General features: G+C 74.5%; 15 protein-coding genes. 10 read left to right on the top strand and 5 right to left on the bottom strand.

Features of this window, described 5'->3' with window-relative positions; genetic code table 11:
- Positions 1 to 238: 238 nt before the first annotated feature.
- The 4 genes from ACT17Q_RS03050 (at position 239) to ACT17Q_RS03065 (ending at position 3,634) form a co-directional block, all read left to right on the top strand.
- Complete coding sequence (locus tag ACT17Q_RS03050) at positions 239 to 832, top strand: NUDIX domain-containing protein (protein ID WP_444664661.1); 594 nt, start codon at positions 239 to 241, stop codon at positions 830 to 832.
- 9 nt (positions 833 to 841) lie between these two features.
- Positions 842 to 2,320, top strand: coding sequence for a hypothetical protein (locus tag ACT17Q_RS03055; RefSeq protein WP_444664663.1), 1,479 nt, complete (start codon positions 842 to 844; stop codon positions 2,318 to 2,320).
- Between the two features lie 145 nt (positions 2,321 to 2,465).
- Entirely contained in the window at positions 2,466 to 2,741 is a 276-nt protein-coding gene (locus tag ACT17Q_RS03060) for an adhesin (protein WP_094180891.1), read from the top strand.
- A 29-nt stretch (positions 2,742 to 2,770) separates the two neighbouring features.
- Complete coding sequence (locus tag ACT17Q_RS03065) at positions 2,771 to 3,634, top strand: M15 family metallopeptidase (protein ID WP_444664665.1); 864 nt, start codon at positions 2,771 to 2,773, stop codon at positions 3,632 to 3,634.
- Positions 3,635 to 3,654: 20 nt separating this feature from the next.
- On the opposite strand, the gene ACT17Q_RS03070 is transcribed toward ACT17Q_RS03065, so the two are convergent.
- Together ACT17Q_RS03070 and ACT17Q_RS03075 are read right to left on the bottom strand one after the other, a co-directional pair.
- Positions 3,655 to 4,275 (bottom strand): CE1759 family FMN reductase, encoded by a 621-nt coding sequence (locus tag ACT17Q_RS03070; RefSeq protein ID WP_444665353.1) that lies wholly within the window; start codon positions 4,273 to 4,275, stop codon positions 3,655 to 3,657.
- Between the two features lie 23 nt (positions 4,276 to 4,298).
- Positions 4,299 to 5,474: an LLM class flavin-dependent oxidoreductase gene (locus tag ACT17Q_RS03075; RefSeq protein ID WP_444664667.1), complete on the bottom strand. Its 1,176-nt coding sequence runs from the start codon at positions 5,472 to 5,474 to the stop codon at positions 4,299 to 4,301.
- A 286-nt stretch (positions 5,475 to 5,760) separates the two neighbouring features.
- Here ACT17Q_RS03075 and ACT17Q_RS03080 point away from each other — a divergent pair, with 286 nt between their 5' ends.
- The 6 genes from ACT17Q_RS03080 to ACT17Q_RS03105 are packed head-to-tail and all read left to right on the top strand — an operon-like array spanning position 5,761 to position 12,064.
- Positions 5,761 to 6,870, top strand: a complete 1,110-nt coding sequence (locus tag ACT17Q_RS03080) for a response regulator (protein ID WP_444664669.1) — start codon at positions 5,761 to 5,763, stop codon at positions 6,868 to 6,870.
- Positions 6,867 to 7,859 carry an ATP-grasp domain-containing protein gene (locus ACT17Q_RS03085; protein ID WP_444664671.1) on the top strand — a complete coding sequence of 331 codons (993 nt, stop codon included), beginning with the start codon at positions 6,867 to 6,869 and terminating at the stop codon, positions 7,857 to 7,859. The genes ACT17Q_RS03080 and ACT17Q_RS03085 overlap by 4 nt, the downstream gene beginning before the upstream one ends.
- Entirely contained in the window at positions 7,859 to 8,602 is a 744-nt protein-coding gene (locus ACT17Q_RS03090) for a histidinol-phosphatase (protein ID WP_444664673.1), read from the top strand. The genes ACT17Q_RS03085 and ACT17Q_RS03090 overlap by 1 nt, the downstream gene beginning before the upstream one ends.
- Positions 8,602 to 10,092, top strand: coding sequence for a glycosyltransferase (locus ACT17Q_RS03095; RefSeq protein ID WP_444664675.1), 1,491 nt, complete (start codon positions 8,602 to 8,604; stop codon positions 10,090 to 10,092). Before ACT17Q_RS03090 ends, ACT17Q_RS03095 begins: the two co-directional genes overlap by 1 nt.
- Positions 10,089 to 10,268, top strand: a complete 180-nt coding sequence (locus ACT17Q_RS03100) for a hypothetical protein (protein ID WP_444664677.1) — start codon at positions 10,089 to 10,091, stop codon at positions 10,266 to 10,268. Before ACT17Q_RS03095 ends, ACT17Q_RS03100 begins: the two co-directional genes overlap by 4 nt.
- Positions 10,265 to 12,064: a sensor histidine kinase gene (locus tag ACT17Q_RS03105; RefSeq protein WP_444664679.1), complete on the top strand. Its 1,800-nt coding sequence runs from the start codon at positions 10,265 to 10,267 to the stop codon at positions 12,062 to 12,064. Before ACT17Q_RS03100 ends, ACT17Q_RS03105 begins: the two co-directional genes overlap by 4 nt.
- Positions 12,065 to 12,082: 18 nt before the next feature.
- Here the strand turns inward: ACT17Q_RS03105 and ACT17Q_RS03110 are convergent, their stop codons facing one another.
- The 3 genes from ACT17Q_RS03110 to ACT17Q_RS03120 all read right to left on the bottom strand — a co-directional run bounded on the left by ACT17Q_RS03110 (position 12,083) and on the right by ACT17Q_RS03120 (position 13,725).
- A complete protein-coding gene (locus ACT17Q_RS03110) occupies positions 12,083 to 12,334 on the bottom strand; it encodes a hypothetical protein (RefSeq protein ID WP_268531997.1) in 252 nt (83 codons plus the stop codon).
- Positions 12,315 to 12,920, bottom strand: a complete 606-nt coding sequence (locus tag ACT17Q_RS03115) for a signal peptidase I (RefSeq protein ID WP_444664681.1) — start codon at positions 12,918 to 12,920, stop codon at positions 12,315 to 12,317. Before ACT17Q_RS03115 ends, ACT17Q_RS03110 begins: the two co-directional genes overlap by 20 nt.
- A gap of 124 nt (positions 12,921 to 13,044) precedes the next feature.
- On the bottom strand, positions 13,045 to 13,725 hold the full coding sequence (locus tag ACT17Q_RS03120; protein ID WP_444664682.1) for a TasA family protein: 681 nt from the start codon (positions 13,723 to 13,725) through the stop codon (positions 13,045 to 13,047).
- Positions 13,726 to 13,786: the final 61 nt, after the last annotated feature.

Raw genomic sequence — 13,786 nt, forward strand, 5'->3', positions numbered from 1 at the left:
GGCGCAGCCGTGCGCGAGGTCGCCCTCGCACCCGTCGGCTGGAACGGGTGCGGTGACGGAGGTGCACGAACCCCTGCGTGCATCGACTGGGGCGGGCGACGATGCCGACCACCTGCGAGACACGGCGGGACGCGATCACCATCCCCAGTGGCCCTTCGGGCCGTAAACCACCCAAATCGATTCACGTGGGAGCGTGACCACGGCGACGCGCAGGTCGCAGCGGGGGCAGGATCGAGGGATGGCTCCCGTCAGCGCCGGACTGCTCGTCTACCGCCTGGTCGCGCGCGCTGCGGGTCCCGAGCCCGGGACCGGTTCCGGGCCGGGGGCAGCTGCCGGTGCGACCGCCGCCGGCCCGCCCGGCGACGTCGAGGTGCTCCTCGCGCACATGGGCGGCCCGTTCTGGGCCCGCCGCGAACGCGCCTGGTCCGTCCCCAAGGGCCTCGTCGAGCCCGACGAGGACCCGCACGCCGCCGCGCTGCGCGAGTTCGCCGAGGAGCTCGGGTTCGCGCCGCCGCCACCGCTGCGCGACGACGAGCCGCTCGGGGAGGTCCGCCAGTCCGGCGGCAAGCGTGTGCACGCGTGGGCCCGCGAGGGGGACCTGCCGGTCGCCACGCTCGTCGGCGGGCCCGGGGCGGACGGCACCGCCGGCGGGACGCGGGTGACCAGCAACCTCGTCCGGGTCGAGTGGCCGCCGCGCTCCGGCCGCACGCTCGAGGTGCCCGAGGTCGACCGGGTCGCCTGGGCGGGCCTCGACGACGCGCGCGGCCTCGTCGTCGCGGCGCAGGAGGGATTCCTCGACCGGGTGGCCGACATCGTGGCGCGCCGGGGCTAGGTTGCGCCCGTGGACATGCAGCGCGTCGAGCTCGACGAGGACGAGGACCGGTCCGACCTCGCCGCGCCCGCCGGACCCGACGACGAGCTCGCCGACACGGTGCGCCGGCCGCGCCGGTCACGCCGTGGCGCGGTCCTCCTCGGCGCGGGTGCCCTGCTCGTCGTCGGGAGCCTCGTCGGCGCGCAGGCCGTGCTCGACGCGCGCGAGCGTCGGGCCGTCGCCGCGCTCCAGGACGTCGACGGGGTGGTGCCGCCCGTCGGCGACCGGATGACCGCGGCCTTCTCGATCGCCGACCCGCTCGCGTTCGAGGCGGTCGACGACCTGCTGATGACGGTCGCGGCCGAGCCGGACGGCCGGCAGCGGGTCGCGGTGCACTCGGCGCAGGACGGGCGTGAGCTGTGGTCGGCGCCCATCGGTACCGCGCGGACGTCGGACGACGCCGTGCTCGCGCGGCCGCCGTGCGCCACCGGGACGTCGAGCGACTGGGGCGACGTGGTGCTGTGCCTCGACACCGACGGCAGCGTCCGGTGGGGCGACACGGGCGAGCTCGAGCGGGACGAGGCGACCTACGCGCGCCTGCTCGTCCTCGGGCTCGCGGACGGGACGGAGCACGTGCGCCGCGACCTGGCGCCGGACGTCCGTGACGTCGTGCTGCTCGACGACCTGCTGGTCACGGCGAGGGAGGGCGCGGGCCAGGTGGTGCTCGTCGCGAGCGACGTGGACGGGACGGTGCGGTGGCGCAAGCGGCTGGCCGACGGCGGCGCGGGCGCCGCTGGCGCCGGCCCGATCAGCCTCTCGATCGCGGGCGGCGGCGTGTGGGTCGACGGCTCGTCGGGATCGCCGCTCGGGCTGGTGACACGCGAGGGCGAGGTCCTGGCGAGGGCGGTGGGGAACCGGTGGTCCTCCGACGAGCGGTCGCTGCTCCTCACCACGTCCCGCGGGTCCGCGACGCAGACGCGCGTGGTCCGGGACGCGGCCGTCGTCGCGACCGTCGAGGGCGATCCCGTGTCCAGCACCGTCGACGACGGGAGCCTGGGGGACGTGCTCCTGACGGACGGCGAGGGCCTCACGCTGTGGGACGTGGCGACGGGTGAGCGGCGGTGGGTCGTGCCGGAGGGCGACGACGACGGCTCCGACTCCTACCGGCGGACGGCCTCGGGCTCGATGGTGCTGCGCGGCGTGGTCTACGTCTGGGACGACGCCGTGATCCGGGCGTTCGCGGGGTCCGACGGTCGGCTCCTGTGGACCGACGCGCCGCCGGGGTCCTCGGTGGCCGAGGTGCTCACCGACGGTCGGCGGCTGCTCGTGTCGCCGCAGTTCGAGGAGGGCTCGGACACCGTCATGTCGTTGCGCGCCCTCACGCTCGACGGGGAGCCGGCGGGACGGGTCGAGCTGCCCTCCGGTCTGCGGTGGACCACGTCGTTCGAGGGGATGTTCTGGGGCGTGCGGGAGGGCGACGGGGAGTACGACGTGGTGGCGCTGCGCTGAGCCGGGCCGTCTCGCCCAGCGGACCCTCCGGTTGCCCGGACGGCGACGACCTGGGCACGGTGGTGTCGACCGAAGGCGAGCGGCACCACCGCGCAGGACCCGCGTGTGGGTGGCGCTCGTCCCCAGGCGACGAGAGGAGAGCCCCGTGCTCACCCTGACCGACAACGCCCGCACCGCCGTCGAGACCCTCACCGCCCGATCGGGCCTGCCCGCCGAGTCCGGTGGGTTGCGCATCGAGGAGCAGGAGTCGGGGGCGTTCGACCTCGCGCTGGTCGCGGGACCGACCCCCGGTGACGAGGTCGTGGAGGCGGGCACGGCCCGCGTGTACGTCGACGAGCGCACGGCCGAGACCCTCGCGGCCTCCCGGCTCGACGTCGAGGCGTCGGGCACCGGCCCGGCGTTCACGCTCAGCGCGCAGTGATGCGCTGAGCACGGCGCCGACCGCCTGACATGACACGGCGACCGCCCCGGAGGTCCTGGCAGGACCGCACCGGGGCGGTCGTCGTCTGCGCGCTCGGGCCGGTGCTCGTCGCGGTCCTGGCGGTCGGCGCGTGCTCCGGGCCGACCGCCACCGTGACGGGGGGCGTGACGACGGGGGGCGTGACGGGGGACGCGACGGGCGGCACGACGGGGGCCTCGCAGTCCGTCACGGGCACGCCCGGGACCAGCCCGGCGGCCCGCCCGACCGCCGCCTGGAGCACGCGGCCTCCCCGCCCGTCACCGACCCCGCCCGACGACCGACGTCCGCCGTTCCGCGCGAGCGTCTCGCGCGTCGACGCGGCGTTGGCGGCGCGCATGCACGCCTCGTGGCGACCGGGCTGCCCGGTGCCGTTGGCGGACCTGCGCCACCTGCGGCTGCGGTACGTGGACTTCGAGGGGCGGGTCCGGGACGGCGAGCTGGTCGTGCACGCGGACGTCGCGACCGGCGTCGTACGGGTCTTCGAGCGGCTGTACGACCTCGAGTTCCCCCTGCGCTCGCTGCGGCTCGTCGACGACTTCGGCGCGGACGACGACGCGTCGATGGCCGCCGACAACACGTCGGCCTTCAACTGCCGAGGGGTCACGGGTGGCACCGCCTGGTCGGAGCACTCGTACGGCCGCGCGATCGACGTGAACCCGGTCGAGAACCCGTACGTGAGCGGCACGTACGTCGCGCCGCCCGCGGGACGGGCGTTCCTCGACCGGGTCGCGGGCCCGGGGGTGATCCTGGCCGACGACGAGGTGGTGCGGGCCTTCGCCGCGCAGGGCTGGTCCTGGGGCGGGTACTGGACCCGGCCGGTGGACCACCAGCACTTCTCGACGACGAACCGCTGACGGGGACGCGGCCGCAGCGCTCAGTGACCCAGCAGGTCCTCGAAGCTCGGCACCGCGTCGTACAGGCCGACGGGCTTGGCGGGCTCACGCTCGGCGACGATCTCGGCGAGCTCGCGGCCCGCGCGCCGGATGCGCTCCGGCAGCGGCTTGACGTCGTCGCCGCCCCCGTCGGCCCAGTCGTCGGTCGCGGCGAACACGCCGGTCCCGACGACGTCCGCGTGCAGGTAACCGAACAGCGGCCGCAGCGCGTACTCGAGCACGAGCGAGTGCCGGCCCGTGCCGCCGGTCGCGCCGAGCAGCACCGGCATCCCGGCCAGCGCGTCCTTGTCCAGCACGTCGACGAACGACTTGAACAGCCCCGCGTAGGACGCCGTGAACACCGGGGTCACGGCGATCACGCCGTCGGCGGCGGCGAGCTTGGCGAGCGCGTCGGCCAGCGCACCGGACGCGAAGCCGGTGAGCGTCATGTTGACCACCTCGTGCGCGAGGTCGCGCAGCTCGATCGTCGTGACGCTCGCGCGCAGGCCGCGTGCGGCGAGCTCGTCGGACGTCGCGACGGCGAGCCGGTCCGCGAGCAGGCGGGTCGACGACGGCTGGCTGACGCCGGCCGAGATCACGACGAGCGAACGCTCCTGGCCCATGGGTCCTCCGATCGGGGGCGTGCTCATCGTGCCACCGCGTCCGCGGCCGCGACGTCGTCCTCGGCGGTCCGGCCGGTCCAGTGGTCGGCGGCGGCGACGGGCTGGGCGTGCACCTCACCGGCCGCGCGGGCAGCGGCGACGCGCTCGGTGTGGCTCGGGGGGTTCGCCGGGACGTGCGCGGGACGACGAGCCTCGGCCTCCTGGCGGAGCACGGGGACGACCTCGCCGGCGAGCAGGTCGATCTGCTCGAGGACGGTCTTGAGGGGCAGGCCCGCGTGGTCCATGAGGAACAGCTGGCGCTGGTAGTGCCCGACCTGCTCCCAGAACGCGCCGTACCGGTCGATGACCTGCTGCGGCGAGCCGACGGTCAGCGGGGTCTCGCGCGTGAAGTCCTCCATCGACGGGCCGTGGCCGTAGACGGGGGCGTTGTCGAAGTACGGGCGGAACTCGTCCCACGCCTTCTGCGAGTCCTTGCGCATGAAGACCTGGCCGCCGAGCCCGACGATCGCCTGGTCGGCGCTGCCGTGGCCGTGGTGCTCGTAGCGCCGGCGGTAGAAGTTCACCATCTGCGCGGTGTGCTCCATGGGCCAGAAGATCGCGTTGTGCAGGAACCCGTCGCCGTAGTACGCGGCCTGCTCGGCGATCTCGGGCGAGCGGATGGAGCCGTGCCACACGAACGGCGCGACGCCGTCGAGCGGGCGCGGGGTCGAGGTGAAGCCCTGCAGCGGCGTGCGGAACGTGCCGGACCAGTCGACGACGTCCTCGGTCCACAGGCGGCGCAGCAGCGCGTAGTTCTCGATCGCGAGCGGGATGCCCTGACGGATGTCCTGGCCGAACCACGGGTAGACCGGGCCGGTGTTGCCGCGGCCCATCATGAGGTCCATCCGGCCGTCGGAGATGACCTGGAGCATCGCGTACTCCTCGGCCAGCCGGACCGGGTCGTTCGTCGTGATGAGCGTCGTCGCGGTGGACAGCGTGATCTGCTTCGTGACGCCCGCGAGGTAGCCGAGCATCGTGGTGGGGGAGGACGGGACGAACGGCGGGTTGTGGTGCTCGCCGGTCGCGAAGACGTCGAGGCCCGCCTCGTCGGCGTGCTTCGCGATCGTGAGCATCGCGCGCACGCGCTCGGTGTCGTCGGGCGTGCGGCCGGTGGTCGGGTCGGTCGTCACGTCACCGACGGAGAAGATGCCGAACTGCATCGCGGCTCGCCTCGTTTCGCTGGTCCTGGGCGGTCTCGTCGACCGTCAGATTCATGCGTTTGCATGTACTGCTGGCGACAACCCTACGGCGGAAAGCCCTATTCCCCGCCCCCGCCACGGACCCATCCTCCCTGCCCGCCGCGCTGACGACCCGCGTCTCGACGCCCCGGTCGTCCCGGTTCGTCCCAGGTGCTCGCGTGAGACGCGCCGCTTCGCCCTCCGACCGTTTGTCGGGTGGCCCGTCCGGTGATGAGATGACCGCACGGAGACAAGGGGGGCGTCGTTGGTGGACGGCCAGATCAAGGTCCTCGTCGTCGAGGACGACGCCGACACGGGGCTGTTCGTCCGGACGGTGCTCGAGCGCCGCGCCGGGATGTCCGTGACCGTCCTCACCGACGCGCTCGGGGCGCTCGCGCACGCGACGACCAGGCCCGTCGACCTCGTCATCACCGACATCCAGCTCCCCGGCATGTCCGGGCTCGAGCTGCTGCGCGAGCTGCGGCGCGCCGTGCCCGGCCTCCCCGTCATCGTCATGACCGCGTTCGCGAGCGTCGACTACGCCGTCGACGCGCTGCACGAGCAGGCCGACGACTTCCTGGTCAAGCCCGTGTCCGCGGCGGACCTCACCGAGCGCGCCACGCAGATCGCCGAACGCGGGCGCGCGCGGCGCGAGGCGGACCGCGGTGCGGTCGTGCTCGCCGTCGGCGCGCACCCCGACGACGTCGAGATCGGGATCGGCGCGACGCTCGCGTCCCACCGCGACGCGGGCGACACGGTCGTCGTGCTCACGATGTCCTGCGGGGCGGTCGGCGGCGCCGCCGCGGACCGGCGGCACGAGGCGCTCGCGGCCGCGGGCGTCGTCGGCGCGCGCCTGTTCCTGCTCGACTTCGTCGACACGCAGCTCGAGTCCGCACCGGACCTCATCCCCGCGGTCGAGCGGACCGTCGCCGAGGTCAGGCCCACGGTCGTCTACACGCACTCGGTGCACGACCGGCACCAGGACCACCGGGCGGTGCACCGCGCCGTGCAGGTCGCGTCCCGCGAGGTGCCCACGCTCGGCTGCTTCCAGAGCCCGTCCTCGACCATCGACTACCGGCCCACGCGGTTCGTGACGGTCGACGGGTACCTCGATCGGAAGCTCGAGATGCTCGCGTCGTTCAGCTCGCAGTCCCACCGCGCTTACATGGACCCCGACGCGGTGCGGTCCGCGGCGCGGTACTGGGCGAGGTTCGGCACGGGGACCTACGTCGAGCCGCTCGAGATGGTGCGCGCCGCGGGCGGCGTGCCGTCGTCGGGCGCGCGCGTGGCCGCCGACGAGCGCGCCGACGACAAGGCCCGAGGCAGGGCCGGCGGCGGCGCCGGCCGCGACACGCAGGACGGATCGGTGAACGCATGACGCGGGTGCTCGTGACCGGGGCCGGAGGACCCGCCGGGGTGGCGGTGGTCCGCTCGCTGCTGCGGCGCGGCGACGTCGAGGTCTACGCCGCGGACATGGACCGCTGGGCGAGCGGCATCTACCTGGTGCCGCCCGAGCGTCGCCGGCTCGTCCCCGCGGGGCTCGCCCCGCACTTCGTCGACACCGTGGTCGAGCTGTGCGCCGCGGACGGCATCGAGGTGCTCTACCCGACGGTCGACGTCGAGCTCCCCCGCATCGCCGCGCAGCGCGAGCGGTTCACGCAGGTCGGCACGCGCGTGGCGTCACCCGAGCTGCGCACGCTCGAGACCGCGCTCGACAAGCTGACGCTCGCGCGCGCGTGCGCGCACGTCGCGTACGTCCCGCGCACCGAGCTGGTCGGCACGCCGCAGGCGATCAGCGGCTGGCAGTTCCCCGTGATCGTCAAGCCGCGCCGCGGGGCCGGGTCGCGCGGTGTCCGCGTGGTCGCCACGGCGGCCGAGCTCGACGCGGTGCACGACGACGAGGACCTGCTGGTGCAGGAGCTGCTGCCGGGCGAGGAGTTCTCGGTCGACGTGTTCGCTGACCTCGACGGCCACGTGGTCGCCGCGGTGCCGCGGTCCCGGCTGCGGGTCGACTCGGGCGTGGCGGTCGCGGGGGTCACGGTGCAGGACGAGCGGCTCGTCGCGGCGGCCACCGCCATCGCGGAGGCGATCGGGCTGACGACGGTCGCCAACGTGCAGCTCAAGCTCACGGCCGACGGCACACCCGGGCTGCTCGAGGTCAACCCCCGGTTCCCGGGTGCCATGCCGCTGACCATCGCCGCGGGCGTCGACATGCCGTCGCTCGTGCTCGACGCGGTCCTGGGCCTGCCGGTGCCGCGCCACGTGGAGTTCGTCGAGGTCGCCAACGTGCGCTACCTCGAGGACGTGTTCCTGCCGGTCGGCGACGTCCTGCCCCCGATCGAGCCACCGCCCGCGCCGGAGGGCTGATGGCGCCGTCCCCGCCACCGTCGCCCGCCGAGGACCACCACGTCCACTCGACGTTCTCCGACGACGCCGTCAGCACCCCGCAGGAGAACCTCGTGGCGGCGCTCGAGCGTGGGCTGCGCGTCGTGCGGATGGTCGACCACGTCCGGGCGACGACGGCGGACGTGCCGCAGCGGCTCGACGCGCTCGCGCGGCTGCCACGCGCCGCGGGTCTGCGCGTCGAGACCGGCGTCGAGGCGAAGATCCTCGACGTCGCGGGCGGGGTCGACGCCCCGGCGGACGTGCTGCGCGCCGCGGGCGGCCCCGGCGGTGTCGACCGCGTGCTGCTCGCCGACCACCAGCTGCCCGGCCCGGACGGGCCGTGGAGCCCCCGCCGCACGCACGAGGCGATGGCCGCGGGCGACGTGACGGCAGCCGACGTGCTCGCGATGCTCGTCGACGGGACCGTCGCCGCCCTGCGGCGCACCCCCGCCGCGCAGCTCGCGCACCCGCTGTCGCTCGTCCCCAAGCTCGGCCTGACGGAGGACGACGTGAGCGACGAGCACCTCGACGCGATCGCCGCCGCCGCGCTCGCGGCCGGCGCGCTCGTCGAGGTCAACGAGAAGTGGCGGTGCCCGGGACCGCGCGCGGTCGCCCGGTGGCGCGCCGCGGGCGTGCCGCTCGTCGCCTCGACCGACGCGCACGACGCGCGTGACGTCGGCCGCTACGACTGGCTCCGGCGGTCCGCCGGGGCGGGGGAGCCGTGATGGCGCACGACGCGCTCGTCGTGCTGCTCGTCGCGCTCGTCGTGGTCGGGGCGGTCCCCGTACTCGTCGGGCTCGTGCAGTACCTGCTGGTCCCCGTCCACGCGGTGCGCAACCACCTGCGCGACGCCTCGCCGTACCTACCGCGCGTCGTCGTGATCGTGCCCGCGTGGAACGAGGGGGCCGTGCTCGCGCCCTCGCTCGAGCGGCTCATGCGCCTGGAGTACCCGCCCGACCGGCTCAGGGTGTTCGTCGTCGACGACGCCTCGACCGACGACACCCCGCAGGTCGTCCAGGCCAAGGCCGCCGAGCACCCGGGCCGGATCGTGCACCTGCGCCGCGTACAGGGCGGTCAGGGCAAGGCGCACACGCTCAACCACGGCATCGAGCGGGCGCTCGCGGACGACTGGATGCAGGCGCTGCTCATCATGGACGCCGACGTCATCTACCGCCCCGACGCGCTGCGCAAGATGACGCGGCACCTCGCCGACGAGCGCGTCGGCGCGGTCACCGCCTACATCCGCGAGGGCAGCGCGCGGCCCGGCTCGGTCGCGCGGTTCATCGGCTACGAGTACGTGACGGCGCAGGCCGCGGCACGGCGCGCGCAGAACGTGCTCGGCGCGATGGCGTGCCTCGCGGGCGGCGCGCAGCTGCACTCGCGCACGAACCTCGAGTCGATCGGCGGGCGCGTCGACACCACGACCCTCGCCGAGGACACGTTCACCACGTTCCTCACCCAGCTCGACGGCCGCGAGGTGGTGTTCGAGCCCGCGGCGGTCGTGGCGGCCGAGGAGCCGGACTCCGTGCGCGCGCTGTGGAAGCAGCGCGTGCGCTGGGCGCGCGGCAACGTCCAGATCACGCGGCGGTTCTCCGACGTGTGGTTCCGCCGCCCGTGGCCGCTGCGCCGCGGCGGGCAGCGGCTCGGGTCCTGGACGTTCGGGCTCATCTGGTTCTCCGTCTACATGCTGCCCGTCGCGATCGTCCTGGCGACCGCCGGCCTCGTCGGGCTGCACCTGCTCGACTCGGCGGTCGCGCTGACCGCGTTCCGTGCCCTGTGGTGGCTCGGGGTCGTCGCGTACGTGTACATCACCATCACGACGCTCCTGCTCGACCGCGAGACCGCGGGCCGGGCGTGGTTCCAGGCGTTCACGTTCCCGGGCCTGCTGGCGCTCGTCGTCATGACCGCGGCGTGGGTGCCCGGCCTGTGGGAGGAGCGCGTGCCGGCGCTGTTCGGCCTGCGGATGACCGACCAGGGGCGCGACGCGTGGCAGCTCGCGCTGTACGCGTGGCCGCTCGTCGCGATGCTCGTCGCGCCCGTCGTGCGGGGCGTCGACGGCGTGCGCGGCGTCAAGGTGCTCGCCACGCCGCTGCTCTACGTGATCGGCTACGGCCCCGTGCTGTGCGCCATCACGCTGGACGCGTACGTCAAGCAGTGGCGCGGGGCCTCCGCGCAGTGGGACAAGACCGAGAAGACGGGACGGGTCGTGGGATGACGGGTCGTGGCCTGGCGGGTCCGACGAGCGGGCGGCCGCCCGTGCGGCTGGACCAGCGCGCGCTGGAGCGCGAGATCCGCGCCGACGCGCGCGCCGAGCGCCGGGTGCTCGCCGTCGGGCTCGTCGCGGCCGTCGTGACCATCGCCGCCCTCGCGCTGCTCTCGACGCTGCGATGAGCACGCCACCGGGAGTGGACCGCCGCAGGCGGGGCTCGGGGTTCCTGCGGTTCGTCTCGCGGTACACCGGCCCCGAGGCGGGCGTCGTCGAGCGGCAGCTGCCGTTCGTGCTCGCCTTCTCCGTCGGCATGGTCGTCCTCGCGGTCGTCGACGTGGTCGTCGACCCGACGCTCGTGCTCGCGTCCGCGATCGTGACCGTCGCCGTGCTGGTGCTCGCGGTCACGCTGCCGTGGCGCCGGTGGCCGGCCTGGGCGGCGGACGTGCTGCCCGTGGTCTCGCTCGGCGCGGTCGCGCTGCTGCGGGCCGGCACGGGAGGGCCCGGCTCGGTGCTCGCGGCGCTGCTGTTCATCCCGGTGCTCACGCTCGCGTCCCAGCGCGGGCGACGGGGCGTGACGCTCGCGACGGTGTGCGTCGTGCTCGTCGTGTTCACGCCCGCCGTCATCGACCCGAGCACGTTCACCTCGCTCACCGTCGCGCGCGCCGTCGTCGTCGCGCTCGTCGCGTTCGTCCTCGCGCTCGTCTCGCACGAGACCACCGAGCGCCTGCGGGTGCGCAACGCCGCGCTCGACCGGTTGCGCGTGGACCAGGACGAGCTGCTCGACCTGGTGCGCACCGACGCGGAGGTGATCGCGCGCGTCGCCGCGGCCCGCGAGTCCGCGCTCGAGCAGATGGTCGCGGTGATCGACTCCGCGACCGAGCAGGCGATCATCGCGACCGACGCCGACGGCGTGATCCAGGTGTTCAACGCGGGAGCCGAGCGCCTGCTCGGTCACGCGCAGGGCTCCGTGGTCGGCCGCCTGCGGCTCACCGCGCTGCACGACCCGGACGAGCTGCGCGAGCGGTACCGCAGCGCGACCGGCCACGACGTGCGCGGCGAGGGCGAGCAGGCCGACCGGCGTCTGCTCGACGTGGTCGTGTCCCCCGCGCGGGGCGACGGCTCGAACGTGCGCGACTGGACGTGGGTGCGGCGCGACGGCGAGCGCCGGACCGTGCGGCTCGCGGTCACGCGTCGCGTCGAGGGCGACGGGGCGAGCAGCGGCTTCGTCGTCGTCGCCTCCGACGTCACCGCCGAGCGCGAGGCGGCGGCGTTCAAGGACCAGTTCGTCAGCCTCGTCAGCCACGAGCTGCGCACGCCCCTGACCGCGGTGCTCGGCTACCTCGAGCTCCTGCAAGACGGGCCGGACCCGCTGTCCGACGAGCAGCGCGAGTACGTGACGATCATCGAGCGCAACGCGCGCCGCCAGCTGCGGCTCGTCAGCGACCTGCTGCTGACCGCGCAGGTGGACGCGGGCACGTTCCAGGTCTCCCCCACGCGGATCGACCTCGCCGACGTGGTGCGGTCCTCGGTGGCCTCCGCCGCGTACGCCGCGCAGAACGCGAACGTCACGCTCACGCAGGACGTCGCACCGACCCCCGTGGTGGCCGACGCGACCCGGCTCGCGCAGGTCGTCGACAACCTGCTGACCAACGCGATCAAGTTCACGCGGCCCGGGGGCACGGTCGTGGTGTCGGTCGCGCCCGGCCCGCCCGACGAGTCGGGGCGGACGGGTGCCGTCCTGGAGGTCAGCGACTCCGGCGTCGGCATCGCGCCCGACGAGATCGCACGGCTCACCCAGCGGTTCTTCCGCGCGGCGTCCGCGCAGCGCGGCGCCGTCCCGGGCGTCGGGCTCGGGCTGTCGATCGCCAAGGCGGTGGTCGACGCGCACGGTGGGACGCTGGACGTCGCGAGCACCCTGGGGGAGGGCACGACGATGACCGTGCGCCTGCCGGCGCAGCCGGAGGACCCGCGCGGCTGACGGGCGCCCCGCGGGCCGTCAGGGGGTCGCGCTCGGCGCCGGCGCGTCGAGCGGCGCGGGTGCGAAGTCGACCGCCGTGCCCACCGTCGCCGGGACCTCGACCGAGTCGGTGAACTGCGCGGACGTGGGCGTCAGCCGGGGTCCGACGAGCGCGGCGAGGCCGAGCAGCACCGTCACGACGAGCCGGACCAGCGACCCGCGGTCGACCGCGAGGAACTCCCGGCGCGCACGCCGGTCCTCAGCGCCGTGCTCAGCCGTGGAGGACCGCATCGAGGTACCTCTCGTCCGGTGGCGGCGTGCGGGGACGGCGGGCGCGCGCCTCACGCACCGCGAGCAGCTCGAGGACGCCCAGGGCGAGCAGCGGTGGCACGAGCATCACGGCCCGCCCGACCGCGGAGCTCGCCCACTGCAGCACCCATCCCCACCCGGGGTGCACGTCGAGCACGATGCCGCGCACGCGCGTGTACGGCGTCGCGTTCGGGTCGTTCTCCGCGTTCGCGTCGCCCTTCGTCACGATGTACGGGCTCGTGATCACGTCGCCGGCGGCGTCGCGCACCTCGACCATCGTCCCCGTGGCGTCCTGCTCGAGCTTCGGCAGGCTGACCAGGTCGACGATGCGGTGGGTCACCATCTGCCGGGAGCCCAGCGGCCAGAACGAGATGATCTGGCCGACCTTGAGCTGGGACGGGTCGTCGACCTTGCGCATGACGACCGCGTCACCCGCGTCGAACACGGGCGCCATCGACCCCGACGTCACGATGAGCAGGCGCTGGTCGCGCGACTGGAACCACAGCGGGACGGCGAGCGACGCGGTGAACGCGAGCGTCCCGACCGCGACGACCGTCCACAGCGCCACGGACGTCAGCAGACGCCACCGGGGACGACGCCGAGCCGGCTCGGGGCGGGCCGGGCGGCGCTGTGCGCGCCGCTCGCCCTCGAGCCGGATCGGTTGCCGCGGCGGACGAGGCATCGCGCAGGGCTCAGGCGTCGGACTCGTCGGGGTCGGCCGGGTCGAACGTGATCTGGCGCGCGTCGAAGGTCAGCTCGAGCGTGGTCGACGTGTCCTGGAAGGAGTTGTCGGCGGTCTCGTCGAAGTCGATGCGGACGCACAGGTCCTCGGACGCGGTCGCGTTGAGGAACCGGTTGCCGGTCGCCTCGTCGACGCCGGGCGTCCCGACGATCGGGGTGTCGCTCGTCGCGAGCCCGAACGTGCCGGGAGCGCCGCTCTGGCCGATGCGGTTGGTCGCCGTCGACGTCCCCGCGAGCGTGCACGTCGACGTGTCGTAGATGCTGACGCGCAGCGCGCTCGACAGGTCCGCCGTGTCGCCCGAGCGGTCGTCCGCGCGGTAGCTGATCGCGTACTGGTAGCGCAGCGAGCCGTTGTTGCTGACCGTGACCGGCGCGACGACGGACGCCCCGGGGAGCATGTTGTCGACCGGCACCGAGAACTCGAGCTGGCCGAGCTCGAGGTTCACGCGGCCGGTGGTGATCGCGTCGTTCGCCTTCTCCTGGTCGGTGAACAGCGCCGACGTGGTCAGCGAGGTGACGCCCAGGGCCGCCAGGCCGACGATCGTGACGGTCGCCCACAGGCGGCGCCGGCGGGCCTTGTCGGCCTGCGCCGGGGCAGGGTTGACCATCTCCTCGATCAGGTCGTCCATCATCGTGCGGTTCCCCCCTCGGGCGGGTCTCGGCTGACACCACGGGTACTCGGCTCATCGACGC

Origin of the sequence: Cellulomonas sp. CW35 (assembly GCF_052378485.1) — a bacterium.
GTDB classification, from domain to species: Bacteria; Actinomycetota; Actinomycetes; order Actinomycetales; family Cellulomonadaceae; genus Cellulomonas; species Cellulomonas uda.

Bases quoted from the DNA above. Each gene is read 5' to 3' on its own strand.
- ACT17Q_RS03050 (WP_444664661.1), top strand. From the start codon at position 239: ATGGCTCCCGTCAGCGCCGGACTGCTCGTCTACCGCCTGGTCGCGCGC.
- ACT17Q_RS03065 (WP_444664665.1), top strand. From the start codon at position 2,771: ATGACACGGCGACCGCCCCGGAGGTCCTGGCAGGACCGCACCGGGGCG.
- ACT17Q_RS03070 (WP_444665353.1), bottom strand. From the start codon at position 4,275: ATGGGCCAGGAGCGTTCGCTCGTCGTGATCTCGGCCGGCGTCAGCCAG.
- ACT17Q_RS03075 (WP_444664667.1), bottom strand. From the start codon at position 5,474: ATGCAGTTCGGCATCTTCTCCGTCGGTGACGTGACGACCGACCCGACC.
- ACT17Q_RS03085 (WP_444664671.1), top strand. From the start codon at position 6,867: ATGACGCGGGTGCTCGTGACCGGGGCCGGAGGACCCGCCGGGGTGGCG.
- ACT17Q_RS03090 (WP_444664673.1), top strand. From the start codon at position 7,859: ATGGCGCCGTCCCCGCCACCGTCGCCCGCCGAGGACCACCACGTCCAC.
- ACT17Q_RS03095 (WP_444664675.1), top strand. From the start codon at position 8,602: ATGGCGCACGACGCGCTCGTCGTGCTGCTCGTCGCGCTCGTCGTGGTC.
- ACT17Q_RS03100 (WP_444664677.1), top strand. From the start codon at position 10,089: ATGACGGGTCGTGGCCTGGCGGGTCCGACGAGCGGGCGGCCGCCCGTG.
- ACT17Q_RS03105 (WP_444664679.1), top strand. From the start codon at position 10,265: ATGAGCACGCCACCGGGAGTGGACCGCCGCAGGCGGGGCTCGGGGTTC.
- ACT17Q_RS03110 (WP_268531997.1), bottom strand. From the start codon at position 12,334: ATGCGGTCCTCCACGGCTGAGCACGGCGCTGAGGACCGGCGTGCGCGC.
- ACT17Q_RS03120 (WP_444664682.1), bottom strand. From the start codon at position 13,725: ATGATGGACGACCTGATCGAGGAGATGGTCAACCCTGCCCCGGCGCAG.